The organism is Streptomyces sp. GQ60, assembly GCF_059758875.1.
Genome location: NZ_JCAXEG010000001.1, coordinates 704,145 through 729,327, shown reverse-complemented (window position 1 = coordinate 729,327; position 25,183 = coordinate 704,145). Strand labels below are relative to the sequence as shown.

General features: G+C 73.6%; 14 protein-coding genes. 8 read left to right on the top strand and 6 right to left on the bottom strand.

The window, feature by feature from the left end; translation table 11 throughout:
- The first annotated feature begins 51 nt into the window (after window positions 1-51).
- Entirely contained in the window at window positions 52-912 is an 861-nt protein-coding gene (locus AC6CKD_RS03395) for an aldo/keto reductase (RefSeq protein ID WP_498325004.1), read from the top strand.
- A gap of 232 nt (window positions 913-1,144) precedes the next feature.
- Here the strand turns inward: AC6CKD_RS03395 and nudC are convergent, their stop codons facing one another.
- The 5 genes from nudC to AC6CKD_RS03370 form a co-directional block, all read right to left on the bottom strand.
- Window positions 1,145-2,098, bottom strand: a complete 954-nt coding sequence (gene nudC / locus AC6CKD_RS03390; protein ID WP_498325002.1) for an NAD(+) diphosphatase — start codon at window positions 2,096-2,098, stop codon at window positions 1,145-1,147.
- A 70-nt stretch (window positions 2,099-2,168) separates the two neighbouring features.
- On the bottom strand, window positions 2,169-3,578 hold the full coding sequence (locus AC6CKD_RS03385) for a dipeptidase (protein WP_498325000.1): 1,410 nt from the start codon (window positions 3,576-3,578) through the stop codon (window positions 2,169-2,171).
- Between the two features lie 10 nt (window positions 3,579-3,588).
- Window positions 3,589-7,593, bottom strand: a complete 4,005-nt coding sequence (locus tag AC6CKD_RS03380; RefSeq protein ID WP_498325430.1) for an ATP-dependent helicase — start codon at window positions 7,591-7,593, stop codon at window positions 3,589-3,591.
- Between the two features lie 360 nt (window positions 7,594-7,953).
- The gene (locus AC6CKD_RS03375) at window positions 7,954-11,631 is read right to left on the bottom strand and encodes an ATP-dependent helicase (RefSeq protein ID WP_498324999.1); all 3,678 of its coding nucleotides are present in this window, start codon (window positions 11,629-11,631) and stop codon (window positions 7,954-7,956) included.
- Window positions 11,632-11,913: 282 nt separating this feature from the next.
- The gene (locus tag AC6CKD_RS03370; protein WP_498324998.1) at window positions 11,914-12,261 is read right to left on the bottom strand and encodes an MGMT family protein; all 348 of its coding nucleotides are present in this window, start codon (window positions 12,259-12,261) and stop codon (window positions 11,914-11,916) included.
- 178 nt (window positions 12,262-12,439) lie between these two features.
- On the opposite strand from AC6CKD_RS03370, the gene AC6CKD_RS03365 reads away from it, so the two are divergent.
- Together AC6CKD_RS03365 and AC6CKD_RS03360 are read left to right on the top strand one after the other, a co-directional pair.
- Window positions 12,440-15,235: a lysylphosphatidylglycerol synthase domain-containing protein gene (locus AC6CKD_RS03365; protein ID WP_498324997.1), complete on the top strand. Its 2,796-nt coding sequence runs from the start codon at window positions 12,440-12,442 to the stop codon at window positions 15,233-15,235.
- Between the two features lie 41 nt (window positions 15,236-15,276).
- Window positions 15,277-16,203, top strand: coding sequence for a GNAT family N-acetyltransferase (locus AC6CKD_RS03360; protein WP_498324996.1), 927 nt, complete (start codon window positions 15,277-15,279; stop codon window positions 16,201-16,203).
- A gap of 18 nt (window positions 16,204-16,221) precedes the next feature.
- Here the strand turns inward: AC6CKD_RS03360 and AC6CKD_RS03355 are convergent, their stop codons facing one another.
- Window positions 16,222-16,962: a YwiC-like family protein gene (locus AC6CKD_RS03355; protein WP_498324995.1), complete on the bottom strand. Its 741-nt coding sequence runs from the start codon at window positions 16,960-16,962 to the stop codon at window positions 16,222-16,224.
- 241 nt (window positions 16,963-17,203) lie between these two features.
- Between AC6CKD_RS03355 and AC6CKD_RS03350 the strand changes: the two genes are divergently transcribed.
- From AC6CKD_RS03350 to AC6CKD_RS03330, 5 genes are read left to right on the top strand one after another with little or no spacing between them, the layout of a single operon-like run.
- On the top strand, window positions 17,204-20,920 hold the full coding sequence (locus tag AC6CKD_RS03350) for a nitrate reductase subunit alpha (RefSeq protein ID WP_498324993.1): 3,717 nt from the start codon (window positions 17,204-17,206) through the stop codon (window positions 20,918-20,920).
- A gap of 37 nt (window positions 20,921-20,957) precedes the next feature.
- Window positions 20,958-22,487 carry a nitrate reductase subunit beta gene (narH, locus tag AC6CKD_RS03345; RefSeq protein WP_498324992.1) on the top strand — a complete coding sequence of 510 codons (1,530 nt, stop codon included), beginning with the start codon at window positions 20,958-20,960 and terminating at the stop codon, window positions 22,485-22,487.
- Complete coding sequence (gene narJ / locus AC6CKD_RS03340) at window positions 22,484-23,230, top strand: nitrate reductase molybdenum cofactor assembly chaperone (RefSeq protein ID WP_498324991.1); 747 nt, start codon at window positions 22,484-22,486, stop codon at window positions 23,228-23,230. Before narH ends, narJ begins: the two co-directional genes overlap by 4 nt.
- On the top strand, window positions 23,230-23,955 hold the full coding sequence (gene narI / locus AC6CKD_RS03335; RefSeq protein ID WP_498324989.1) for a respiratory nitrate reductase subunit gamma: 726 nt from the start codon (window positions 23,230-23,232) through the stop codon (window positions 23,953-23,955). Before narJ ends, narI begins: the two co-directional genes overlap by 1 nt.
- The gene (locus tag AC6CKD_RS03330; RefSeq protein WP_498324987.1) at window positions 23,952-25,151 is read left to right on the top strand and encodes a TIGR04053 family radical SAM/SPASM domain-containing protein; all 1,200 of its coding nucleotides are present in this window, start codon (window positions 23,952-23,954) and stop codon (window positions 25,149-25,151) included. The genes narI and AC6CKD_RS03330 overlap by 4 nt, the downstream gene beginning before the upstream one ends.
- Window positions 25,152-25,183: the final 32 nt, after the last annotated feature.

Genomic DNA, 25,183 nt, shown 5'->3' with positions numbered 1-25,183 from the left:
TTCCAACTGCCCTGTTAGCGTTGGCTCTTGACCACGGGGAGGAGACGGCCGATGACTGCGACCACGTTTCGCGTCGGCGGGGATCTGGAAGTGCGCAGGCTCGGGTTCGGGGCCATGCATCTGGCCACGGACCCCGGCCCGGGCCGCGAGAACTCCCTCGCGGTGGCCCGGCGGGCCGTCGAGCTGGGCGTGACCCTGATCGACACCGCCTACATGTACGGCTGGGGCACCAACGAGGAGCTGCTGGCCGAGGCCCTGCACCCGTACCCCGACGGGGTCCTGGTCACCACCAAGGTCGGAGTCGCCCGCCCGGCGGGCGAGTGGCAGCTCGACGGGCGGCCGGCCGCGCTGCGCGAACAGGTCGAGCAGGCGCTGCGCCGGCTGCGCGTCGAGCGGATCGAACTGGTCCAGCTGCACCGCCTCGACCCGCAGACCCCCCTCGCCGACCAGATCGGCACGCTGCGGGACCTGCGGGCCGAGGGCAAGATCGGCCGGATCGGCCTGTCCGAGGTCACCGTCGGCGAGCTCGACGCGGCCCGCGAGATCGTCGACATCGCGAGCGTGCAGAACCGCTACAACCTGCTCGACCGGGAGCACGAGGCCGTGCTCGCGGCCTGCGAAGCGGCGGGCATCGCGTTCCTGCCCTGGCGCACCGTCGCCTGGGGTCTGTCCGGGGCGACGGCCGAGATCGCCGCCGTGGCGGCCGAGACCGGCGCGACCCCCACCCAGGTCGCGCTCGCCTGGCTGCTGGGCCACTCGCCGGTCGTCCTCCCGATCCCGGGCACGGCCCGGATCGCCCACCTGGAGGAGAACCTCGCCGCGGAAAGCCTCCGGCTGACCGGAGCCCAGCGCGCCCGCCTCGACAGGCTGGCCGACCCGCAGGCCGACGGCGACGGCGGCGCACTCGCCTGAGTCCGCCCGGCGGTGCTCACCGGGGGGCGGTCCGTGTGACGCGCCACAGGCGCCGGGGAGGTCCGCCGGCCGTGCTCGCGCTGGACCTCGGCCAGTCCGGGCGCCCGCATCCGTATCCGTATCCGGTTCCGACGCCGGTTCGGACTCAGACTCCGACACGCCGGCGCCTCCTGACCGGGCCGGCTGCGAGCACCGGCCCCGTCAGGTCACCCCAGAGGGCCGACCCCGCCGGTCAGGCGGTCGTGGCCGGCTTCGGGAGGGGCTTGCCGTACCAGAGTTCGACCAGGCGGGCCGCGATGGAGATGCCCGCCGGCGCGAGGACCTCGCCGGTCTCGATCGCCGTGCGCAGGTCGTCGCGGGAGAACCAGCGGGCCTCCTGGATCTCGTCGCCGTCGACGGTGATCTCGGAGGTCACGGCACGCGCCGTGAAGCCCAGCATCAGGCTGTACGGGAACGGCCAGGGCTGGCTGGCGACGTAGTCGACCTCGCCGACCTTGACGCCCGCCTCCTCCCACACCTCGCGGATGACCGACTGCTCGATCGACTCGCCCGGTTCGACGAACCCCGCGAGGGTGGAGAAGCGGCCCTCGGGCCAGTGCACCTGGCGGCCCAGCAGCGCGCGGTCCTGGTCGTCCGTGACCAGCATGATCACGGCCGGGTCGGTCCGCGGGTAGTGCTCGGCCCCGCAGCCCGGGCAGCGGCGGATGTGCCCGGCGGCGGCGACCACCGTGCGCTCGCCGCAGCGGGAGCAGAAGCGGTGCATGCGCTGCCAGTTCTCCAGGGCCACCGCGTGCACCATCAGTCCCGCGTCCCGCGCGGAGAGCAGCATTCCGGCCTCGCGCAGGCCGGCCGGGCGGGCCGACTGGTCCATGCGGCCGGGCAGCGAGTCCTTCTGCAGCGCGAAGTACCGTACGCCGTCCTCGTCGGTCCCCAGGAAGTACCGGTGGGTCTCGGTGACCGGGGCCTCGAAGGCCGGGGTCGTCACGATGGCGGTGCCGCCGTCGGGGGTGTCGTCGATCAGGACCTGGCCGCCCGAGACGACGAAGACGCGGGTGCTGGGGTGGCTCCACGCAGCGGCGAGCCACGCCTCGTCGAGGCGGTGGTGCGCGGCGCGGTCGATGCCGCTGGGCGCGGCCAGCGAGATCGGGCGCTCGGACTCGGTATGGGTGCTCACAGGTACTTCCAACTCCCCCGGTGGCGGGACACAGGCAGGCTCAGCAGGACGGACGGGTGTGCGGTGGCAGGTGCGGGCGTCGTCAAGCGGACGCCGGCTTCCAGTGGGCGGCCAGGTCGCCCCAGAGGTACGCGGCGGTCTCGACCCCCTTGGTGAGCAGGTCGAGCTCCACCTTCTCGTTCGGCGAATGCCAGCCGTCGGAGGGTACGGAGATCCCGAGGAAGAGCACGGGGGCGTTCAGGACGTCCTGGAGGTCGGCCGCCGGACCCGAGCCGCCCTCGCGGGTGAAGCGGACCTTCTGGCCGAAGGCCCTGCCCATGGCGCGTACGACCGACTGCAGCGCCGGGTGGTCCAGCGGGGTCAGGCACGGCCGGGTCGGGGCGCCGAAGGTGATGGCATGCCGGATTCCGGCCGGGACGCGCTCCGCGACCCAGGCCGTGACGGCCGTCTCGACCTCGTACGGGTCCTGCCCGGAGACCAGGCGGAACGACAGCTTCAGGTGCGCCGAGGCGGGCACGATGGTCTTGCCGCCGGGTCCCTGGTAGCCGCCGCCGATGCCGTTGACCTCGGCGGTCGGGCGGGCCCAGACGCGCTCCAGCGTGGAGTAGCCCGCCTCGCCCGAGGCGGCGTACGACTTGGCCGTACGGAGCCACTCGCTCTCGTCGAAGGGAAGCTCGGCGATCAGCGCCCGCTCCGCGTCCGTGAGCTCGGCGATGTTGTCGTAGAAGCCGGGGATCGTGACCCGCTCGTCGGCGTCGTGGAGGGCCGCGACGAGGCGGGCGGCGACGGTGGCCGGATTCGGCACGGCGCCGCCGAAGGCACCCGAGTGGATGTCCTGGTCGGGGCCGAACAGGTCGATCTCGCAGTCGGCGACGCCGCGCATGCCGGTGCAGACGGTGGGGGTGGTCTCGGACCACATGCCGGTGTCGGAGACGATCACGACGTCGGCGGCGAGGCGCGCGGCCTCGCGCTCCACGAGGGCGCGGAAGTGCGGGGAACCGGACTCCTCCTCGCCCTCGACGATCAGCTTGAGGTGCACGGCGGGGGCGGACGCGCCGGTCGCGGCGAGGTGGGCCCGGACGCCGAGGGTGTGGAAGAACACCTGGCCCTTGTCGTCCGCGGCGCCGCGGCCGTACATCCGGCCGTCCTTGATCACCGGCTCGAACGGGTCGGTGTGCCAGCCGTCGGCGAGGGCGGCGGGCTGCACGTCGTGGTGCCCGTAGACGAGGACGGTGGGGGCGGCGGGGTCCGCGCTCGGCCATTCGGCGAAGACGGCGGGGGCGCCGTCCGTCGGCCAGACCTCGGTGACCGGAAAACCGGTCTCCTTGAGCTTCGCGGCCAGCCAGTCGGCGCTGCGCCGTACATCGTCCGCGTGCTCGGGCTGGGCCGAGACGGAGGGGATGCGGAGCCAGTCGGCGAGGTCGTCGAGGAAGGCGGCGCGGTGGGTTTCGATGTACGTGCGGACGACGCTGTCCGCCGGGGTGTCGCTCATGGCCACGAGCCTAGCCGTCCGTTCGATGGTCACTTTCCGTGTCCGTTTTGCCTTGGAGGATCTGCTCAAGGCGAGCGCGGTCGGGGAGGTTCCGGGGGCGGATCGCGCGGCCGCTTCGGACGTGGAGGAAGACGCCGGTGACGTCGGCGAGGGGGGTGTTCGTGGCTTCGGCCCACGCCAGGCGGTAGACGGCCAGCTGGAGGGGGTCGGCCTCGGTGGTGCGGCCGGTCTTCCAGTCGACGATCTCGTAGCCGCCGTCGGGGGCGGTGGGAGTGGCGGGCGTGCGGTACACGGCGTCGATCCGGCCGCGGATCACCCGGCCGGCGAGGGTGAGCTGGACCGGGACCTCCATGCGGTACGGGGTCCGGTCTGCGTACTCGCTGCGCTCGAAGGCCGCCTTGAGGGAGTCGAGGTCGGCCTCGTCGGCGATGTCCTGGTCGGAGCCGTCCCCGGTGGGGGCTCCGGGGAGGTCGGTGAGGGGGTCGAGGACGTCGAGGTGGGGCAGCGGAAGCTCCTCGAAGCGGGACTCCACCCAGGCGTGGAACCGGGTGCCCTGGCGGGCGGCGGGCTGCGGGGGCTTGGGCATGGGGCGGGCGAGGTCGCGTACGAAGCCCTGCTCGTCGGAGGCGAGGCGGAGCAGTTGGCTGGCGGAGAGCGCGGGCGGGAGCTCCACGTCGCGGACGGCTGCGCGGGCTCGGCGGAGTTCGCCCTCCAGGGCGTCGAGGTCCCGGTCCCAGGAGGCGATGGCTCGGGCGTCTTCGGAGGTGAGGCGCGATGCCTGGCGGGGGCCGGGGTCGGGGCTGGGCCCGTCGCCGTCCTCGGGCCAGAGGTCCTCGCCGGGCGCGGCAGCGTGCGGACGGGGGGTGGGCGCGGCCCCGGCCCGGTCCCCGTCGCCGTCCTCGGGCCACAGGTCGTCGCCGGGCGCGGCAGAGTGCGGCCGCGGGGTGGGATCGGCGGCGTCCTCCGGCCACAAGTCGTCGCCGGGTGTGGACGGGTGCGGACGGGGGGTGGGATCGGCGGCGTCCTCCGGCCACAGGTCGTCGGGGGTCGGGGCTTCTTCTTCCCCCACCCCGCCCCTTCCCGAAACCGGGGCCGCGCCCCGGACCCCCTGCGGGGTTCCGCCCGCGGCGGCGGGCACGGCCGTGCCCGGGCGTCCGGCGGGCACGCCCCGGCCCGGCCCGGCCTGCGGCCAGGTGGCGGCCACGGCGGCGGGGTCGTCGGCCGGGTCCGGCCACGGGGCCGGGGGTTCCTCGTCGTAGGCGGGGTCTTCGCAGTGCGGGGGCCAGAGGTAGGGGTCCTCCGCGAAGTCCGGGTGCTCGCGGGCCTCCGGGTACTCCGGATCCTCCGGCGTCCCCGGGTAGCTCGAGTTACCGGGCCGGCCCGGCTCGCCCGAGTAGCCCGAGTAGCCCGGGTGGGCCAGCTGGGCCGTGTGGCCCGGCTGACCCGCGTGGCCCGAGTGGCCTGGCTGACCCGAGTGGCCCGAGCGGTCCGGTTCGCCCGGCTCGCCCGAGCGGTCCGGGGGGCGCGGGGGGGTTCGGGGTTCTGGTGGGGGCGGGTGGAGGTAGGACTCGACCAGGGTGGCTGCTGCGCGGCGGAGGGTGAGGGAGGCGGGGTCCAGGGGGAGGGGCCAGGAGTGGTCCGGGGTGGAGGTCGTGGACAGGGACGGGTTCTCCGCGTCGGCCGCGGGGGCGTCGGCCCAGGCTTCGATCTCGCCGTGGCCCGCGGCGCAGTGTTCGTACAGGGCGGTCAGGAAGCCGGACGGGCCGCGCGGCTTCCTCTGCGTCGGGCCCCACCAGTGCCCCGAGGCCAGGAGGAGGGAGCGCGGGCGGGTGAAGGTGACGTAGCCGAGGCGGAGTTCCTCGACGGCCTTGTGGGACTTGAGGGCCGACTTGAAGGCGCGCAGGCCCGGCGAGGTCCATTCCGGGGTGGGCGGGAGGGTCGGCGCGTCCCCGCGCAGGGCGTACGGGAGGACCTTCGCGTACGAGGTCCAGGCCTCCGGAGCCTTCTCCTTCGGGAACGAGCCGGCGGAGAGGTCGGGGACCACCACCACGTCCCACTCCAGGCCCTTGGACTTGTGGGCCGTCAGCACCTTGACGGTGTTCTCGCCGCCGGGGAGGGCGTGGTCCAGGCCCTTCTCGTACTGGGCCGCCGTGCGCAGGAAGGCGAGGAAGGCGAGGAGGGAGGCCTCGCCGTCCAGGGAGGCGAAGCCGGCCGCCACGTCCATGAAGCTCGACAGGGTCTCCCGGCGGCGGGCCGCCAGCGCGTGCGGGGACGAGGCCAGCTCCACGTCGAGGCCGGTCGTCGCCAGGACGCGGTGGAGGACGTCCATCAGCGGGTCCGAAAGAGAACGGCGCAGGTCGCGCAGTTCCTGGGCGAGGTGCGCGAAGCGGACCCGGGCGGCGGCGGAGAAGGGGAGCTGGTCGGGGGCGGACTGGCCCGCGCCGTCCAGGAAGGTTTCCAGGGCGTCGGCCAGCGACACGATCTCCGCCGGGTCCACGCCCTCCACCGCCGCCGCGAGGCGGTCGTCATCGGAGGAGGAGGAAGAAGAGGAAGAGGGGCGGGAGATCAGGGTGCGGGCGCGGCGGCCCAGCAGGGCCAGGTCGCGGGCGCCGATCCGCCAGCGCGGCCCGATGAGCAGCCGGACGAGCGCGGCGTTGGCGCCCGGGTCCTGGAGGACCTCGCAGACGGCGACGAGGTCCGCGACCTCCGGGAGGTGGAGGAGGCCGGACAGGCCGACGACCTCGACCGGGACGTCCCGTTCCACGAGGACCGCCTGGAGCCGTGCGAAGTCCCCGCCGGAGCGGCACAGTACGGCGATGTCGCGCGGCTCGGTGCCGGTGCGGACCAGGTGGGCGACGGAGTCACCGATCCAGTCGAGCTCCTGGGCGTGGGTCTCCAGCAGGGCGCACCGGACGGAGCCGTCGCGCTCCGCGCCCGGTGCGGGGCGCAGGGCCTCGACGCCCTCGTGCATGGCGCGCAGCGGGGCGGCGAGCTCGTTGGCCAGGTCCAGGAGGCGGCCGCCGCTGCGCCGGTTCTCGCTGAGGGAGAAGCGGGTGGCGGGGCGGCCGTCGGCGTACGGGAAGTGCTCGGGGAAGTCGTCGAGGTTGGCCACGGAGGCGCCGCGCCAGCCGTAGATGGCCTGGCAGGGGTCGCCGACTGCGGTCACCGCGTGCCCGGTGCCCCCGCCGAACAGCCCGGACAGCAGCAGCCGCTGTGCGACCGAGGTGTCCTGGTACTCGTCGAGCAGGACGACGCGGAACTCCTCGCGCAGCAGGGCGCCGACCTCGGGCCGGGTGGTGGCGAGTCGGGCGGAGAGGGCTATCTGGTCGCCGAAGTCGAGGAGGTCGCGGGAGCGTTTGGCGGCGCGGTAGCGCTCGGTCAGCTCCAGCAGTTCCAGGCGTCCCCGGGCGGCCTCGGGCACCTTGCGCAGGTCCTCGTTGCTCAGCTTCGCGTCCGCGAGGGCGGAGAGGAGCTCCGTGTCGTACGCGCGCAGGCGCTCCGGCGGTACGAGGTGCTCGGAGAGTTCTCCGTCGAGCGCGAGCAGGTCGCTGACCAGGTCGGGAACCGACTTGGTCAGGGACGGGTAGGGCCCGGGGGCCTCGCGGAGCACGCGGGCGGCGAGCTGGAAGCGGGTGGCGTCGGCGAGCAGCCGGGCGCTGGGCTCCAGGCCGATGCGCAGGCCGTGGTCCTTGAGGAGCTGTCCGGCGAAGGCGTGGTACGTGGAGATGCGCGGCTCCCCGCCCGCCGAGTCCGCTTCGGCCGGGGAGGGGTCCGGATCGCTGATCCCGGCCCGCGCGAGGGCGGTCCGTACCCGCTCGGCGAGCTCGCCGGCGGCCTTGTTGGTGAAGGTCAGGCCGAGGACCTGTTCGGGCGCGACCGCGCCGGTGCCGACCAGCCAGACGACGCGGGCGGCCATGACGGTGGTCTTGCCGGAGCCCGCGCCGGCCACGATGACCTGCGGGGCGGGCGGGGCGGTGACGCAGGCCAGCTGTTCGGGCGTGAAGGGGATCCCCAGGAGCTCCTTGAGCTGCTCGGGATCGGTGAGGACGGGTGCGGCTGCCTGCGGCGCTCTTGCGGGCGGGGCGAGCTGCGGGGAGGGCGGGACGGACGGACGCGCGGACACCTGAAAAGGCTAGCCGCCCGCACCGACAGTCCCCGCCGCGCGGGCGGGGGAGCGGGTGGCCGCACGGACCGTGCAGTGCGGGCCGTCCCTGCGGGGCGGATTCCCCTACCCGCCCTTCCACCGTTCCCCGGGCTCCGCCCGGACCCCGGTCCTCGCGCGCCAGGACGCACTGAAGGGTGTCCACCCCGGGGGTCCGTTCCAGGGGTCCACGCCTCGGGTGCTCGGCCGCCGGTCCGGCATCCGCCAGGCCGCCTACTCCACCGTCTGGCGGCCCTCCGGGCGCGCGCTGCACGAGGCGCGGAAGGAGCAGTGGTCGCAGTGCTTGCCGAGGGCGGGTGCGAAGCGCTCGTCGAGGACCCGGCCGGCGGCCGTGGCGAGCAGGTCGCCGACCCATTCGCCGCCGGCGCCGCCCTCCAGGGCATGCTGCGCCTGGATCTTGGGCACCGTGTCGCCGCCGTCGCGCTGGGCGGCGCCCTGGCGGAGCTGTACGAGTTCGGCGCCGCCCGGTGCGGGGCGCAGGCCGTCGAAGACGTCGTCGACGGCGCCTTCGCGCACGGCGAGCTGGTACACGGCGAGCTGCGGGTGGCGTTCGACCTCCTTGGCGGTCGGCGCGGACTTGCCGGTCTTGAAGTCGACGACGTAGGCGCGGCCCTGCGCATCCGCCTCGACGCGGTCCATGGAGCCGCGTACCCGGACGGCGTACTCCCCCGCTTCGAGGGTGACGTCGAAGTCGTGCTCGGTGGCCACGGCCGCCCGGCCCCCGCGGTCGGTGGTGTGCCAGCGCAGGAAGCGCTCCAGGGCGGCGCGGGCGTTCTCCTTCTCCTGGCGGGACTTCCAGGGGGCGTCGAAGGCGAGCGAGTCCCAGACGGAGTCGAGGCGTTCCATGAGGACGGCGAGGTCGGCCGGGGTGCGGCCGGAGGCGACCTCGTCGGCGAGGACGTGCACGACGTTGCCGAAGCCCTGGGCGGCGGTGGAGGGGGCGTCGGCCTTGACCTCGCGGCCCAGGAACCACTGGAGGGAGCAGGTGTTCGCGAGCTGCTCCAGGGCGGAGCCGGACAGGGCGACGGGGTGGTCCCGGTCGCGCAGCGGGACGCTGCTGCGGGTGGGCTCGTACAGCCCCCACCAGCGCTGCGGGTGCGCGGCGGGCACGAGCGGGCGGTCCTCGTCGTCGGTGAGCACGGCGAGGCGGGCGAGGCGTCGGGCGGCGGCGTCGCGCAGCGCGGGCGAGGCGTCGGGGTCGACGGTGGTGGCGCGGAGTTCCGCGACGAGCGCGGGGACGGCGAGGGGGCGGCGGGGGCGGCCGGTGACGTCCTTGACGGGGACGCCGAGTTCGGTGAGCAGGCGGGAGGGCTGGTCGCCGTCCTCGGCGGGGGCCTTTACGGCGGTGACGACGAGGCGGTCGCGGGCGCGGGTGGCGGCGACGTAGAAGAGGCGGCGCTCCTCGGCGAGGAGCGCGCCGGGGGTGAGGGGTTCGGCGAGGCCGTCGCGGCCGATGCGGTCGGCTTCGAGGAGGGAGCCGCGGCGGCGCAGGTCGGGCCAGAGCCCTTCCTGTACCCCGGCGACGACGACGAGTCCCCACTCCAGGCCCTTGGAGCGGTGCGCGGTCATGAGGCGGACGGCTTCGCGGCGGGTGGCGCGGGCGGTGAGGGTGTCTCCCGCGATGTCCTCGGCTTCGAGCTGTTCGAGGAAGTTGAGGGCGCCGCGGCCGCCGGTGCGTTCCTCCGCGCGGGCTGCGGTGTCGAAGAGCGCGCAGACGGCGTCGAGGTCGCGGTCGGCGTTGCGGCCGGCGGGGCCGCCGCGGCGGGCGCTGCGCTCGAGGCGCTGCGGCCAGGGGGTGCCGTCCCAGAGGGTCCACAGGACCTCCTCGGCGGTGCCGCCGCCGGCGAGGAGTTCGCGGGCCTTGCGCAGCAGCAGGCCGAGGCGTTGCGCTCCGCGGGCGTAGGCGGGGTCGTGGGCGACGAGCCGCTCGGGCTCCGCGAGGGCGCGGGCGAGGAGTACGTCGGAGGGCGCGGGCGTGCGGACCCCGGCGGCCCGCTCCTCGTCGCGCAGGGCGCGGCCCAGGCGGCGGAGGTCGGCAGCGTCCATTCCGCCGAGCGGCGAGGACAGCAGCACGAGCGCGGCCTCGACCCCGATCCACGCTTCGCCCGCGGCGTCGCCGGGGGTGGGCTCGTCGGCTGCCGCGGGCTCGCCGGGTCCGGGCACGGCCTCGGCACCGGGCCGACGGGTGCCGTCTTCGGCGGCGGAGGGCGTTTCCCGCCCGCCCGCCCCAGAGTCGCGAGCAGGCTCGCTCACACCGGCGCCTGCGGCCCCGGCCCCCACTCCGTCGGACGGCTCGTCCTCGGCCGCGGCCGGGGCGCCGGCGGAGCCGGGTGCGGGCTTCGGGCCTGACAGCCCGGCGGAGGACGGCCCCAGGGCGCGGGTCGGCTCGCTCACGACGGCGCTCTCGGCACCGGCCCCGGCCCCCACTCCGTCGGACGGCTCGTCCTCGGCGGCGGCGGAGCCGGGTGCGGGCTTCGGGTCGGACGGTTCGGTGTCGGATGCCGGGGCGGGGGCGGGTGGGGGCTGGGCCGTGTTCGGGGTCGTGGATTCGGCGAGGGTGCGGAGGGCTGTGAGGAGGGGGGATATGGCCGGCTCGTGGCGGAGGGGGATGTCCGTGCCGTCCGTTTCGGCCGGGACTCCCGCCGCGATCAGGGCGCGGCGCATCTGCGGCAGGGTGCGGCCGCCCGCGCGGACCAGGACCGCCATGTCCTGCCACGGCACGCCCTCCTCCAGGTGGGCCCGGCGCAGGATGTCCGCGATGTTGTCCAGTTCCGCGCCGGCCGTGGGGTACGTGAACACCTCGACGCGGCCGCCTTCGCGGGTCGACGCGAGCGCGCGGTGGGCCCGTACCGCCGCCGAGGGCAGGCGCGGCATCGGCATGCGGGCGGTCAGGTGGCGGGTGGCGGCCAGGAGGACGGCCGAGGACCGGCGGGAGACCGTGAGGGCGCGGACCTCCGCTCCCGGGAAGGAGGTCTCGAAGTCCAGGATGTTGTTGATGTCCGCGCCGCGGAAGGCGTAGATCGACTGGTCGGGGTCGCCGAAGGCGGTCAGCCGGCCCGCCGGACCGGCCAGCGCGCGCAGCAGCCGCAGCTGCGAGGCGTCCGTGTCCTGGTACTCGTCCACGTAGATCACGTCGTACAGGGACGACAGCGACGGGGTGCGCTCCGCCAGGAGGACCGCGCGGTGGAGGAGTTCCGCGTAGTCCAGGGTGCCCTGGAGGTCGAGGACGTCCAGGTACTCGGCGAGGAAGGCCGCCGCCGCCTTCCAGTCCGGCCGGCCGAGGCGGGACGCGAAGTCGGAGAGGGCCGCCGGGCCCAGGCCCAGCTCGCGGGCGCGGGCGAGCACCGCGCGGACCTCGTCGGCGAAGCCGCGGGTGGTCAGCGCGGCCCGCAGGTCGTCCGGCCACCGGATCGAGCGGATCCGGCGCTGGCCCTCCAGCAGGGTGCGGACCATGACGTCCTGCTCCGGGCCGGAGAGCAGGCGCAGCGGGTCCGCGAACAGCTCGGCGTCCTGGTGCGAGCGGACCAGTCCGTAACAGAAGGAGTGGAAGGTGGTGGCCTGCGGGGCGCGCGCTCCGCCGAGCCGCAGGGCGGTCCGGTCGCGCAGTTCCACCGCGGCCTTGCGGCTGAAGGTGAGGATCAGGATGCGGGCGGGGTCGGTCCCGGACTCCACGCGGGCCGCGACCGCCTCGACCAGGGTGGTCGTCTTTCCGGTGCCCGGTCCGGCCAGGACCAGCAGCGGTCCGCCGGTGTGCTCAACCACCGCCCGCTGCGCTGCGTCCAGCACAGGGGGATCCACCCGTTCCGCGCCGGTACGCACCAGGCGGTACGCGTCCGGGGTCCGCGTACGCCGCCGCTCGGTGCGGTGGCCGTCGGAGGAAGAGGTGTTCACGTGGGGTGCCGGTCCTGGTGGGTCTGCCGATGCGGCGGTCGCTGCCGCAGCGGTTGCTGCTGCTGTGGTGACGGCCCGGGCGGTGGCCGTGGCCGAGGCCTGAGCCTGAGCCGAAGCGGTGGCCGAAGCCGAGGCCGAAGAGGCAACGCTACGGCAAGGCGCGCGGCACGCGCAGTTTCCCCGGGACTGCCGTCCTCACTGCCATCCGGTCCCGCGCGTCCCCCGTACGGGGCTTCGCACGTCCCTTCGACCACCCCTCCGGGCCGCACATGGCGGAAGCTGTCACATGTGACCTTCGTCCCGCGCGGTGTCCCCGCCGGACCCGTCCCAGCGCGCCCGCCGCATGTCGAGCCGCGGTTCGCCGTCGCCGGTGAGCCGCAGCGGCGTGGCCTCGGCGCGGTAGTTCTCCAGCGCCCGCCGCTCGCTGCCGGGCAGCGGACGGCCGTCCGCCCGCACCACGCGCCACCAGGGCACCGCTCCCCCGTACAGCGCCATGACGCGGCCCACTTGGCGGGGTCCTCCCTCGCCGAGCCACTCCGCGACGTCGCCGTACGTCATCACCCGGCCGGGCGGAATCCGCTCGGCCGCCTCCAGCACCCGCTCCGCGTACGCCGGCAGCTCTTCGCTCATTCGGCCCATGGTGCCGCACCGGACCGACACGGAGGCGGCGAGGGCGTGGAAGCCCGTGTTCCGAACCGGCTCGCACCCTGCTGCCCGCCGCGGCCGCCGGTCCGTGCCACCATCTTCCGGGCGGTGACGCGTGATACGTGATCAAGAAGAGACGGAAGTGACGGGAAGGGAGCAGGGTGTGAGTCCTCCGGACGGCGCGGCGACGAACGACGGCGCGCGCCCAGACGAAGGCCCGCCACAGGGTCGCGAGGACAGCGCCCCCGCGGACCTGCCGCCGGCCCCGGCTCCCCTCCCGGCCCCGACCGCGGCCGCCGCCCCGACCGCGGCCGCCGCCCCGGCCCCGGCCTCCGAGGACGTCGAGACCCCGCACGGGCACGCCCCGACGGCCGCCGACCAGGTCGAGGTCGACGAACCGCTGCTCGCCGCCCGCGTGCACCGCCCCTCCGACCTCGTACGCCTCCTCGTCGGGGTCCTCGGCATCGCCCTGGTCATCGGCATCGCCGCCTTCGCCCACGGCACCACCGCGGGCCTGGAGGCCGACATCAGCAACGGCACCGGACAGGCGCCCGACATGCTGATCAAGGTCGCCGGGCTGGTGTCCAGCATCGCCGTGCTCCTCGTCCCGGTGGCCTTCGCCATCGAGCGGCTGATCAAGCGCGACGGACTGCGCATCGCCGACGGCGTGCTCGCCGCCGTCCTCGCACACGGGGTCACCCTCGCCACCGACCTCTGGGTCTCCCAGGCCGCGTCCGCGACCATCCAGGAGGCCCTCACCCGCCCCACCACGCTCGACGGCGCCCTCACCGATCCGGTCCACGGCTACCTCGCGCCCGTCATCGCGTACATGACCGCCGTCGGGATGACCCGGCGCCCCCGCTGGCGGGTCGCCCTGTGGGTGGTCCTGCTGCTGGACGCCTTCGCGATGCTGGTCGGCGGCTACACCACTCCCCTCTCGATCATCCTGACCGTGCTGATCGGCTGGAGCGTCGCGTACGGAACCCTGTACGCGGTCGGCTCGCCGAACGTCCGCCCCACCGGGCAGAACCTCCTCGCGGGCCTGCGCCGGGTCGGCTTCCAGCCGGTCAGCGCGATGCGCGCCGAGTCCCCGGAGGGTCCCGACAGCACCGAGGTCAGCGACCGGGGGCGGCGCTACCACGTGACCCTGGAGGACGGCCCGCCGCTCGACGTCACGGTCGTGGACCGGGAGCAGCAGGCCCAGGGCTTCTACTACCGGGTCTGGCGCCGCCTCACGCTGCGCGGGATCACCACCCGGCGCAGTCTGCAGTCCCTGCGCCAGGCTCTGGAGCAGGAGGCGCTGCTCGCGTACGCGGCCATCGCCGCCGGAGCCAACGCGCCCAAGCTCATCGCCACCTCCGAGCTGGGTCCGGACGCCGTGATGCTCGTCTACGAGCACCTGGGCGGCCGGAGCCTGGACTCCCTGGCCGACGAGGAGATCACCGACGAGCTGAGCCGCAACGCCTGGCAGCAGGTACGGGCCCTGCAGTCCCGGCGGATCGCGCACCGCCGGCTGACCGGGGACGCGCTCGTGGTGGATCGTTCCGCCGGCGGCGGGGAGGCGGGCACCATCACCCTGACCGATCTGCGCGGCGGCGAGATCGCGGCCGGCGACCTCGTGCTGCGCATGGACATCGCGCAACTGCTCACCACCCTCGGCCTGCGGGTCGGCGCCGAGCGCTCGGTCGCCTCGGCGGTGTCGGTCCTCGGCCCGGACGCGGTGGCGGACTGCCTGCCGCTGCTCCAGCCGATCGCGCTGAGCCGCTCCACCCGGGCGACGCTGCGCAAGCTGGCGCGGGAGCGGTCGGACCGGGAGCGGGAAGCGGTACTGGAGTCCTCGCGGGCGGCGAAGGCGGCGCGCGGGGCGGACTCCGCCTCGACCTCGGCGCGCTCCGCCGTCGAGAAGAAGGCCGAGAAGAAGGCCCTGGACGATGCGCTCGACGGTGCCCGCGAGGAGGATCTGCTGAGCCAGATCCGCCAGCAGGTGCTGCTGATCCGCCCGCAGGCGCCGGTGGAACCGGCCCGGCTGGAGCGGATCCGGCCGCGCACGCTGGTGTCGTTCATCGCGGGCGCGTTCGGTGCGTACTTCCTGGTCACGCAGATCGCACACGTCGACTTCGGCACCCTCATCGCCGAGGCGCAGTGGGGCTGGGTCGGGGTGGCCCTCGCCTTCTCGGCGCTCACCTATCTCGCGGCGGCGATGAGCCTGCTGGGGTTCGTGCCCGAGCGGGTGCCGTTCCTGCGGACCGTAGTGGCCCAGGTCGCCGGATCCTTCGTGAAGCTGGTGGCTCCTGCGGCGGTCGGCGGGGTCGCGCTGAACACCCGGTTCCTCCAGCGGGCCGGCATCCGGCCGGGGCTGGCGGTGGCCAGCGTGGGCGCCTCGCAGCTCTTCGGGCTGGCGAGCCACATCCTGCTGCTGCTGTCCTTCGGCTATCTGACGGGGACCGAGAAGACCCCCGAGATGACCCCGTCGAGGACGGTCATCGCGGGGCTGCTGACGGTGGCCGTGCTGGTGCTGGTGGTCACGGCCGTGCCCTTCCTGCGGAAGTTCGTGGCGACCCGGGTACGGGCCCTGTTCGCCGGAGTCGTCCCGCGCATGCTGGACGTGCTCCAGCGGCCGCAGAAGCTGCTGGCCGGCATCGGCGGGATGCTGCTGCTGACGGGCTGCTTCGTGATGTGCCTGGACGCCTCGATCCGTGCCTTCGGGGGCGGCGAGGCCATCAGCTACGCGAGCATCGCGGTGGTCTTCCTGGCCGGCAACGCCCTGGGTTCGGCCGCTCCGACGCCGGGCGGCATCGGAGCGGTGGAGGGCGCGCTGACGCTGGGCCTGGTCGCGGCGGGGCTGGACGGCCAGGTGGCGTTCTCGGCGGTGCTGCTGTTCCGCGTGGTGACGTTCTGGCTGCCGGTGCTGCCGGGGTGGATCTCCTTCAACTTCCTGACGCGCAAGGAAGCCATCTGAATCCGCTGGAGCCCCGTCGGCGCCCTGCCTAGGGTGGCCGGATGAACGGGTTGAACGGGACGAGCGGGTTGAGCGGCACGAGCGGGTTGAGCGGGATACGGGTCGTGCCCGACCAGGGCGAGTGGCGCGGCGGGTTCGAGGAGCGGGTGCTGGCCGGCTACCGGGCCGCGGGATGCTCGGAGCCCCTCTCCCGGGCCCTGCTGGAGCGGGTGCTGAAGGGCGTCGACGGCTGGACGGTGGCCACCGACGGCGCCGGGTGGATCGCGGTCGGGATGTCCGAGGACGACGGGGCGACCGTGGGCCGGATCCACGACCTGACGGCGCCGCCGGGGCCGGCCGCGGCGGCCGCCCGCGCGTGGGCCGAGCGGTGGTGCGCCGAGCGGGGCGCCGGGCGGGTGGAGACCCGGCTCACCGGCGCCGCCGAGGGCTCGCACGCGGTGTTCGCCGACTACCCCGTGCGGGGACAGAACCGGATGCGGGCCGCCGCCGAGCGGCCGGCCCTGCCGCCGGGCCTCACCGTCCGCCCGCTGACCGGGGCGGAGTACCCGGGCTGGTACGCCGGCGAGGAGGCCGCGTACGTCGCGGACATCGTCCGGGCCGGAGCCCTGACCCCGGAGCAGGCCAAGGCCAAGTCCGACGCGGACTTCGCCCGCTACCTGCCGCAGGGCTACGAGACCCCCGGGCACGCCTTCTACGCGCTGGAGGCCGACGGGCAGGTGGTCGGCACGGGCTGGGTGAAGCACGGCCACCTGCCGGGCGTCACCTTCGGCTTCTCGCTGGAGGTGTACGAGGAGCACCGCGGCAAGGGCTACGGCCGCGCCGCGATGTCCGTCGGCGAGTGGGCCGCGCGGCAGGGCGGCGACGGGGCGCTGATGTTCAACGTCTTCGGCGGCAACGAGGTGGCGATGAGCTTGTACGACCGCACGGGCTTCGCAGTCCTGGACGAGTTCCGCTCGCTCCCCCTCTGACGGGGGCTCCGCGGCCCGTCAGAAGATCAGCAGCAGCGAGGCCAGCAGGGCCGCCGAGCCCACGAGTTCGACGGCGCCGACCACCGGGGCCTTGAGCCCGCGGCCGGGGAGAGCGGCGGCCCGGGCCGGGTAGGCCGCGAAGGGGAGGGCCAGCCACGGGGAGAGGCAGGCCGCCAGGGCGGCGGCGACGCCGTGGTAGGCCACCGAACCGCGGTAGTGCGTACGGGAGTTCCGCTCCCTGATCATCGTCTTCACGTACGGGACCGTGCCCGCGAAGTACAGCAGGCAGGCGGCGGCCGGCGCCCACGGCGGCCCGCCCCCGCCCAGCCGCGCGGCGACCAGCAGCATCCCGCACGCCGGGACCGCCGCGACCAGGCCGTTGGCCAGGGCCCGCTCCCGGTTGTGCCGCGCGTACCAGGTGTTCACGGCCAGGAAGGGCGCCGCCGCCGCGCCGGCGAGCAGCAGCCGGGGGTGGAGCACCGCGAGCGGGATCCCCGCCAGGGCGGCCGCCGCGCCGAGGACGAGGGCCGGGCGGACGTGCCGCCGCGCCACCTCCGGGCGCCGCGCGGCGACCCGGCGCAGGCGCAGCCACTGCTGGCCGTGGAAGACCGCCGCGTAGCCGAGCAGCCAGGCCGCGAGGAGCGGGGCGTGCTGCCATCCGGGCCGCGGGGAGAGGAACGCACCCGCGAGGAAGGGCACCGTGAGCATCGCCCACGCCCCGTGCTGGTCCGGTATCCAGGAGGCCTTTTTCGGCGGCACGCTCCCCAGCCTTCCACTCGGTATGGTCCAAAACTGGTATTCGGGCTCGTAATTTTCCGGCCGCGCAACGAAGTTGGGCCCTGCCAGCGTGACATCCGCTCGACCTGTGAAAGACCGGAATTAGGTCACGCCGGTACGGGACCTTTGTCATCGAATTCGCCTCCGCACCGGGCGTAGCGTCGTGTCCGGGTCATCTTGCCCTTGGCCCCGCACCGCCTTCATTACGGCCTGGAGGGTCGCCTTGCACGAGCGCCACGTACGCCACGGACGCGACGGACACCAGGACGCCGCCGAATCCCTGATCAAGGCGGGCAGCTTCTTCAGGACCGCCGAGGTCTCCGACGACCTGCGGTCCGTCCACCACACCGGCGGCCGCGCCGCGGAGGCCTTCTACCGGGACCGGTGGAGCCACGACAAGGTCGTCCACTCCACGCACGGGGTGAACTGCACCGGCTCCTGCCGGTGGAAGGTCTACGTCAAGGACGGGATCATCACCTGGGAGACCCAGTCCACCGACTACCCCTCCGTGGGCCCCGACAGCCCCGAGTACGAGCCCCGCGGCTGCCCGCGCGGCGCCTCGTTCTCCTGGTACTCCTACTCCCCCACCCGGGTGCGCTACCCGTACGTGCGCGGGACCCTGCTGGAGATGTACCGCGAGGCCAAGGCGCGCCTCGGCGATCCGGTCGAGGCGTGGGCCGACCTCCAGTCCGACCCGGTCCGCCGGCGTGCGTACCAGCGGGCGCGCGGCAAGGGCGGGCTGGTCCGGGCGACGTGGGAGGAGGCGACGGAGATCGTCGCCGCCGCGCACGTGCACACGATCAAGGAGCACGGCCCGGACCGGGTCGCCGGCTTCTCGCCGATCCCGGCGATGTCGATGGCCTCGCACGCGGCCGGCGCCCGTTTCCACTCGCTCATCGGCGCGCCGATGCTGTCCTTCTACGACTGGTACGCCGACCTGCCGGTCGCCTCCCCGCAGGTGTTCGGGGACCAGACGGACGTCCCGGAGTCGGGCGACTGGTGGGACGCCGCGTACCTGATGATGTGGGGCTCGAACGTCCCCGTCACGCGCACCCCGGACGCGCACTGGATGGCCGAGGCCCGTTACCGCGGCCAGAAGGTCGTCACCGTTTCCCCGGATTACGCGGACAACACCAAATTCGCAGATGAATGGATGCACCCGCACCCCGGTACGGACGGTGCGCTGGCCCTCGCGATGGGCCATGTCATCCTCAAGGAATTCTTCGTCGACAAGCAGACCCCCTTCTTCACGGACTACGTCCGGCAATACACGGACCTGCCCTTCCTGGTGTCCCTCAAGGAGACCGAACAGGGCCTGGTTCCCGGGAAATTCGTCACCGCCGCCGATCTCGGCGAAGCCACCGAGAACGCGCAGTGGAAGACCGTCCTGATCGACGACACGACCGGCGCGGCCGTCGTCCCGAACGGCACGCTCGGCCACCGCTGGGGCGAGAACGAGAAGCCCGAGTGGAATCTCGACCTCGGCGACACCGTCCCGCGCCTGACCCTCCACGGGACCGCCGACGAGAGCGTGGAGATCGCCCTCCCCCGCTTCGAGGACGACGAACAGGGCGTGGACCAGCACGGGAAGCCGCGCGGCACGATCCGCCGCGGCGTGCCCGTACGGCGCCTCGCGACCGCCGCCGGGGACCGGCTCGTCACGACCGTCTTCGACCTGATGCTGGCCCAGTACGGGGTCGGCCGCGAGGGCCTGCCCGGCGTGTGGCCCACCGGCTACGAGGACGCGAGCGCCCCGGGCACCCCCGGCTGGCAGGAGTCGCTGACCTCGGTCCCGGCGGCCCAGGCGGCGCGCGTGGCACGGGAGTTCGCGCAGACCGCCGAGCAGTCCCAGGGGCGCTGCATGATCCTGATGGGCGCGGGCACCAACCACTGGTTCCACTCCGAGACCATCTACCGCTCCTTCCTGGCGCTGCTCACCCTCACCGGCTGCCAGGGCCGCAACGGCGGCGGCTGGGGCCACTACGTGGGCCAGGAGAAGTGCCGTCCGGTCACCGGCTGGGCCACCCTCGCCGCGGCCTCCGACTGGTCGCGTCCGCCGCGCCAGATGATCGGCGCGGCCTGGTTCTACCTGCACACCGACCAGTGGCGCTACGACACCCTGCCGGCGGAGGCGCTCGCCTCCCCGCTCGGCACCGGCGCCTTCGAGGGGATGACGGGCTCGGACTGCCTGGCGGCGAGCACCCGGATGGGCTGGATGCCCTCGTACCCGACCTTCGACCGCAATCCGCTGGAGCTCGGCGCGGCCGAGGACCCGGTCGGGGAAGCGGTCCGGCAGCTCAAGAGCGGCGAGCTCGGCTTCGCCGGCGAGGACCCGGACGACCCCGGCAACTGGCCGCGCGTGCTCAACGTATGGCGGGCCAACCTGCTGGGTTCCAGCTCCAAGGGCAACGAGTACTTCCTCAAGCACCTCCTGGGCACCCACTCCAACCTGCCCGAGGACGGGCCGCGCTGCACGCCCAAGGACGTGACGTACCGGGAGGAGGACGTGGAGGGCAAGCTCGACCTGCTCATGTCCATGGACTTCCGGATGACGTCCACGACCCTGCTGTCCGACGTGGTGTTCCCCGCGGCCACCTGGTACGAGAAGCACGACCTGTCCTCCACGGACATGCATCCCTTCCTGCACGCCTTCACCCCGGCCGTGGACCCGCCCTGGCAGGCCCGCTCCGACTACGACGCCTTCAAGGGCCTGGCCGAGCGCTTCGGCCAGCTCGCCGAGACCCACCTGGGCGTGCGCAGGGACCTGGTCGCCACCGCCCTGCAGCACGACACCCCGGGCGGCGAGATGGCCCAGCCCGGCGGGGTCGCGCTGGACTGGTCGAAGGGCGAGTGCGAGCCCGTACCGGGCCGGACCATGTACAACCTGGCGGTCGTGGAACGGGACTACGGGGCGGTCGGCGAGAAGTTCGCCGCGCTCGGCCCGCTCGTGGACGAGCTCGGCGTGACGACGAAGGCGATCACCTTCGACGTGGGCGAGGAGGTGGCCTACCTCGGCGCGAAGAACGGCACGGTCCGCGGCGGCGTCGCCGACGGCCGCCCGCGCCTGGAGACCGCCCAGCAGGCCTGCGAGGCGATCCTCTCCCTGTCCGGCACCAGCAACGGCCGCCTCGCCACGCAGGGGTTCGAGACGCTGGAGAAGAAGGTCGGCACCCCGATGGCCCACCTGACCGCCGAGGCCGAGGGCAAGCGGATCACCTTCGCCGACACCCAGGCCCGCCCGGTCCCGGTGATCACCTCGCCCGAGTGGTCGGGCTCCGAGGCCGGCGGGCGCCGGTACACGGCCTTCACCGTCAACACCGAGCACCTCAAGCCCTGGCACACCCTCACCGGCCGCCAGCACTTCTTCATCGACCACGACTGGCTGCACGAGGTCGGGGAGTCCCTGCCCGTGTACAAGCCGCCGCTGAACATGCACACCCTGTACGGCGAGCCCGAGCTCGGCACGGTCGACGAGAAGGCGAAGTCGGTGGCCGTCCGGTACCTGACCCCGCACAACAAGTGGGCGATCCACAGCCAGTACCAGGACAACCTCTACATGATGACGCTGGGCCGCGGCGGCCAGACGGTGTGGATGTCCCCGCAGGACGCCGAGGCGATCGGGGTCGCGGACAACGACTGGATCGAGGCGGTCAACCGCAACGGCGTGATCACCGCCCGCGCGATCGTCTCCCACAAGATGCCGCCCGGCACCGTCTACATGAACCACGCGCAGGAGCGCACGGTCGGCGTCCCCAAGACCGAGAAGACGGGCCGCCGCGGCGGCATCCACAACTCGCTGACCCGGGTGATGCTCAAGCCCACCCACCTCATCGGCGGTTACGCCCAGCTGACCTGGGCCTTCAACTACCTCGGCCCGACCGGCAACCAGCGCGACGAGGTGACGGTCATCCGCCGCCGCGACCAGAAGGTGGAGTTCTAACAACATGCCCCCTCGCGAAGCGAAGATCGGACGGGTTATGGCACAGGTCGCGATGGTCATGAACCTCGACAAGTGCATCGGCTGCCACACCTGCTCGGTCACCTGCAAGCAGGCGTGGACCAACCGGCAGGGCACCGAGTACGTCTGGTTCAACAACGTGGAGACCCTCCCCGGCCAGGGCTACCCCCGCCGCTGGGAGGACCAGGAGAAGTGGAAGGGCGGCTGGGAGCGCACCCGCTCCGGCAAGCTCCGCCTCAAGGCGGGCGGCCGCCTCGCCAAGCTGGGCAAGATCTTCGCGAACCCGGACCTCCCGGAGATCGACGACTACTACCAGCCCTGGACCTACGAGTACAAGAACCTCACCGAGGCCCCGGCGGGCGACGACCTGCCCACCGCCCGGCCCGTCTCCCAGCTCACCGGCGAGCCCATCGACAAGATCGAGTGGGGTCCGAACTGGGACGACAACCTCGGCGGCGCCCCCACGCACGCGCCGCAGGACCCGATCATCGAGCAGATCCGCGACGAGGTCGGCGAGAAGATCCGCTTCGAGTTCGAGCAGAGCTTCATGTTCTACCTCCCGCGGATCTGCGAGCACTGCCTCAACCCCGCGTGCGTCTCCTCCTGCCCCTCCGGCGCGATGTACAAGCGCGAGGAGGACGGCATCGTCCTGGTCGACCAGGACCAGTGCCGCGGCTGGCGGATGTGCGTGACCGGATGCCCGTACAAGAAGGTGTACTTCAACCACCAGACCGGCAAGGCCGAGAAGTGCACCTTCTGCTTCCCGCGCATCGAGGTCGGCATGCCGACCGTGTGCTCGGAGACCTGCGTGGGCCGCATGCGCTACCTCGGCGTGATGCTCTACGACGCCGACAAGGTGGCCGAGGCCGCCGCGGTCGAGGACGAGCACGATCTGTACCCGTCCCAGCTGGAGTGCTTCCTGGACCCCGCGGACCCGGCCGTGATCGCCGCCGCCCGCGCGGCCGGCATCACCGACGAGTGGCTCGACGCGGCCCGCGACTCCCCGGTCTACGACCTGATCGCCACCTACCAGGTCGCCCTCCCGCTCCACCCGGAGTACCGGACGATGCCGATGGTCTGGTACGTCCCCCCGCTCTCCCCCGTCGTCGAGGCGGTCGCCGCCACCGGCAGCGACGGCGAGGACGCCGGCAACCTCTTCGGCGCCATCGAGGCGATGCGCATCCCGGTCGAGTACCTCGCCGCGGTGCTCACCGCCGGCGACACCGTGCCGGTGGAGGCGGTGCTGCGCCGGATGGCCGCGATGCGCGCCTACATGCGCCGCGTCAACCTGGGCGAGGAGCGGGACGAGTCGATCGCGCGGGCCGTCGGGCTCTCCGGGCAGGAGATGGAGGACATGTTCCGCCTCCTGGCCATCGCCAAGATCGAGGACCGCTTCGTGGTTCCCAGCGCGGCCCGCGCCGAGGCCGACGCGCTCGCCGACTCGCACCCGCTGAACGACGGGGACGCAGTGGACCAAGCCTGCCCCGTCGGCGCCCTGCCCGAACCCCGCGTGATGCTCAACCTCGGCGACACCAGGAGGCGTTCGTGACCCGGGACCCGATGAGCGGCGATGCGCTGGTGCGGCTGGTCGCGGGCTGCGTGCTGCAGTACCCCGGCGACCACTTCCACGACGAACTCCCGCGGCTCCGTGCGGCCCTCGCCGGGGCGCCCGCCGAACCGGCCGCGCTGCTCGGCGCGTTCCTCGACGAGGCCGGGCGGCAGACCCCGATCGAGCTGTGCGCCCAGTACACCTCGACCTTCGACACCCGCAACCGGCGCTGCCTCTACCTCACCTGGTGGGTCGACGGGGACACCCGCCGGCGCGGGCTGTCCCTGGTCCGGCTCAAGCGGATCTACCGGGACTTCGGGCTGGAGTTCGCGGGCGAGGAGCTGCCCGACTTCCTGCCGGTGGCCCTGGAGTTCGCCGCCCGCGAGGAAGAGGCCGGCACCCGGCTGCTCCAGGAGCACCGGGCCGGGCTGGAGCTGCTGCGCCTGGCGCTCACCGAGTCCGGGTCCCCGTACGCCCGGATCCTGGAGGCCGTCTGCGCGACGCTGCCCGGGCCCTCCCCCGAGACCAAGGCGGAGGCGAAGGCCCTCGCATCGAGCGGGCCGCCGCAGGAGCTGGTGGGCGCGGGCTCGGCACTCGAACCCTTCGGGCCGGGCCTCGACATGCCGGCCGACCTCCCCGTCCGGGGCCCGACCGAACTCCCCTGGCCCACGACGGCTTCCGCCGCCTCCGTAGCTTCCGTAGCTTCCGTAGCTTCCGTAGCCTCCGAAAGGATGCCCGCCTGATGGACCTCCTCCTGTGGGGCGTACTGCCGTACGTCTCGATCGCGCTGCTGATCGCGGGCACGGTCTGGCGGGCCCGCTTCGACAAGTTCGGCTGGACCACGCACTCCTCGCAGCTGCACGAGTCGCGGCTGCTGCGCATCGGATCGCCGCTCTTCCACTTCGGCATGCTCTTCGTGGTCGTGGGCCACGTGGTCGGCCTGCTCGTCCCCAAGAGCTGGACCGACGCGGTGGGCCTGAGCGACCACGCGTACCACCTGATGGCCCTCTCCACCGGCACGGTCGCGGGCCTCGCGGCCGCCGTGGGCATCGGGATCCTGGTCTACCGGCGCTTCAAGGTGCCGGCCGTGCGCAGGGCGACGCTGCGCAGCGACCACCTGACGTACTCGTTCCTGCTCGGCGCGATGATCCTCGGGCTGACGGCCACGCTGCTGAACTCGGCCGGCATGACGGACGGTTACGACTACCGCGACGGCATCTCCCCGTGGTTCCGCAGCCTGTTCACCTTCACCCCGGACTACCAGCTGATGGCGGGCGCCCCGCTCGCCTTCAAGATCCACATCCTCTTCGGCTTCACGCTGTTCGCGCTGATCCCGTACTCGCGCCTGGTGCACATGTTCTCGGTGCCGCTGAAGTACCTGTTCCGGCCGTACGTGGTCTACCGCAAGCGGGACCCGAAGCAGCTCGCCAACCGCCCGAGCAAGCGCGGCTGGGAGCGCGTCTCGTGACCCGGCGCCCGGGCCACGGGGTCGTCCGGAGCCCCCGCCACGCGGTCTCCGACCGGCCCTTCATCGTCATCTGGGAGGCCACCCGGGCCTGCCCGCTGGCCTGTCTGCACTGCCGGGCCGAGGCGCAGACCCTGCGCCACCCCGAGGAGCTCGACGGGGCGGACGCCCGCCGGGTGATGGACCAGATCGCAGCCTTCGGGAAGCCCGGGCCGCTCTTCGTGATCACCGGCGGGGATCCCTTCCAGCGCGCCGACCTCACCGACCTGGTCGCGTACGGGACCTCCCTCGGCCTGCGCGTCGCGGTCTCCCCGTCGGGTACGCCGACGCTGACCCGGGAGAACCTCGTGGCGGTGCGGGAAGCGGGGGCCATCGCGCTCTCGCTCTCCCTGGACGGTTCGACGGCGGGGCGCCACGACGCCTTCCGGGGCGTGCCCGGGGTCTACGACTGGACGCTGGACGGCTGGCGGGCCGCCCGGGAACTCGGGCTCAAGGTCCAGATCAACACCACGGTCAGCCGCGACAGCCTGGAGGACCTGGCCGACATCGCGGCGCTGGTCAAACGCGAGGGCACGATGCTGTGGTCGGGATTCATCCTGGTCCCGGCCGGCCGCGGCGAACAGCTGGACTCCCTGACCGCCGCCGAGACCGAGGACGTCCTGCACTTCCTGTACGACTGCGGGGCGGTGATGGCCACCAAGACCACGGAGGGCCACCACTTCCGGCGGGTCGTGCTGCAGCGGACCGTCCTGGACGCGCGCGGCGAGCGACCCGTCCTGGGCGCGCTCTACGAGCGCCTCTCGGCCCGGGCCCGCGAGCTGGGGGTCTTCGACGGGGAGCGGCGGGCCGTGCGCCGGCCGCCCATGGACGTCTCCTCGGGCCGCGGCTTCGTCTTCATCTCGCACACGGGCGAGGTGCACCCCAGCGGCTTCCTGCCGCTCTCGGCGGGCAACGTGAAGAACCACCCGCTGACCGAGATCTACCGGGGTTCGGCGCTCTTCACCAAGCTCCGCGACCCCTCGCTGCTGCGCGGGAAGTGCGGGGCGTGCGAGTTCAAAACGGTGTGCGGGGGGTCGCGCTCACGGGCGTACGGCTTCACGCGCGACGTGCTGGAGGCCGACCCGTACTGCGCGTACGAGCCCGGCAGCTTCCCCCATCCGGAGGACCTCGCCGCTTTGGCCGAAAGCATGAGGCGCTGACTCACCCCGTTCCCATACGTTTCATAAGGGAA

Excerpts from the sequence above, each read along its gene's own strand:
- AC6CKD_RS03395 (WP_498325004.1), top strand. The coding sequence starts at position 52 with ATGACTGCGACCACGTTTCGCGTCGGCGGGGATCTGGAAGTGCGCAGG.
- AC6CKD_RS03385 (WP_498325000.1), bottom strand. The coding sequence starts at position 3,578 with ATGAGCGACACCCCGGCGGACAGCGTCGTCCGCACGTACATCGAAACC.
- AC6CKD_RS03370 (WP_498324998.1), bottom strand. The coding sequence starts at position 12,261 with ATGAGCGAAGAGCTGCCGGCGTACGCGGAGCGGGTGCTGGAGGCGGCC.
- AC6CKD_RS03360 (WP_498324996.1), top strand. The coding sequence starts at position 15,277 with ATGAACGGGTTGAACGGGACGAGCGGGTTGAGCGGCACGAGCGGGTTG.
- narH (WP_498324992.1), top strand. The coding sequence starts at position 20,958 with ATGGCACAGGTCGCGATGGTCATGAACCTCGACAAGTGCATCGGCTGC.
- narI (WP_498324989.1), top strand. The coding sequence starts at position 23,230 with ATGGACCTCCTCCTGTGGGGCGTACTGCCGTACGTCTCGATCGCGCTG.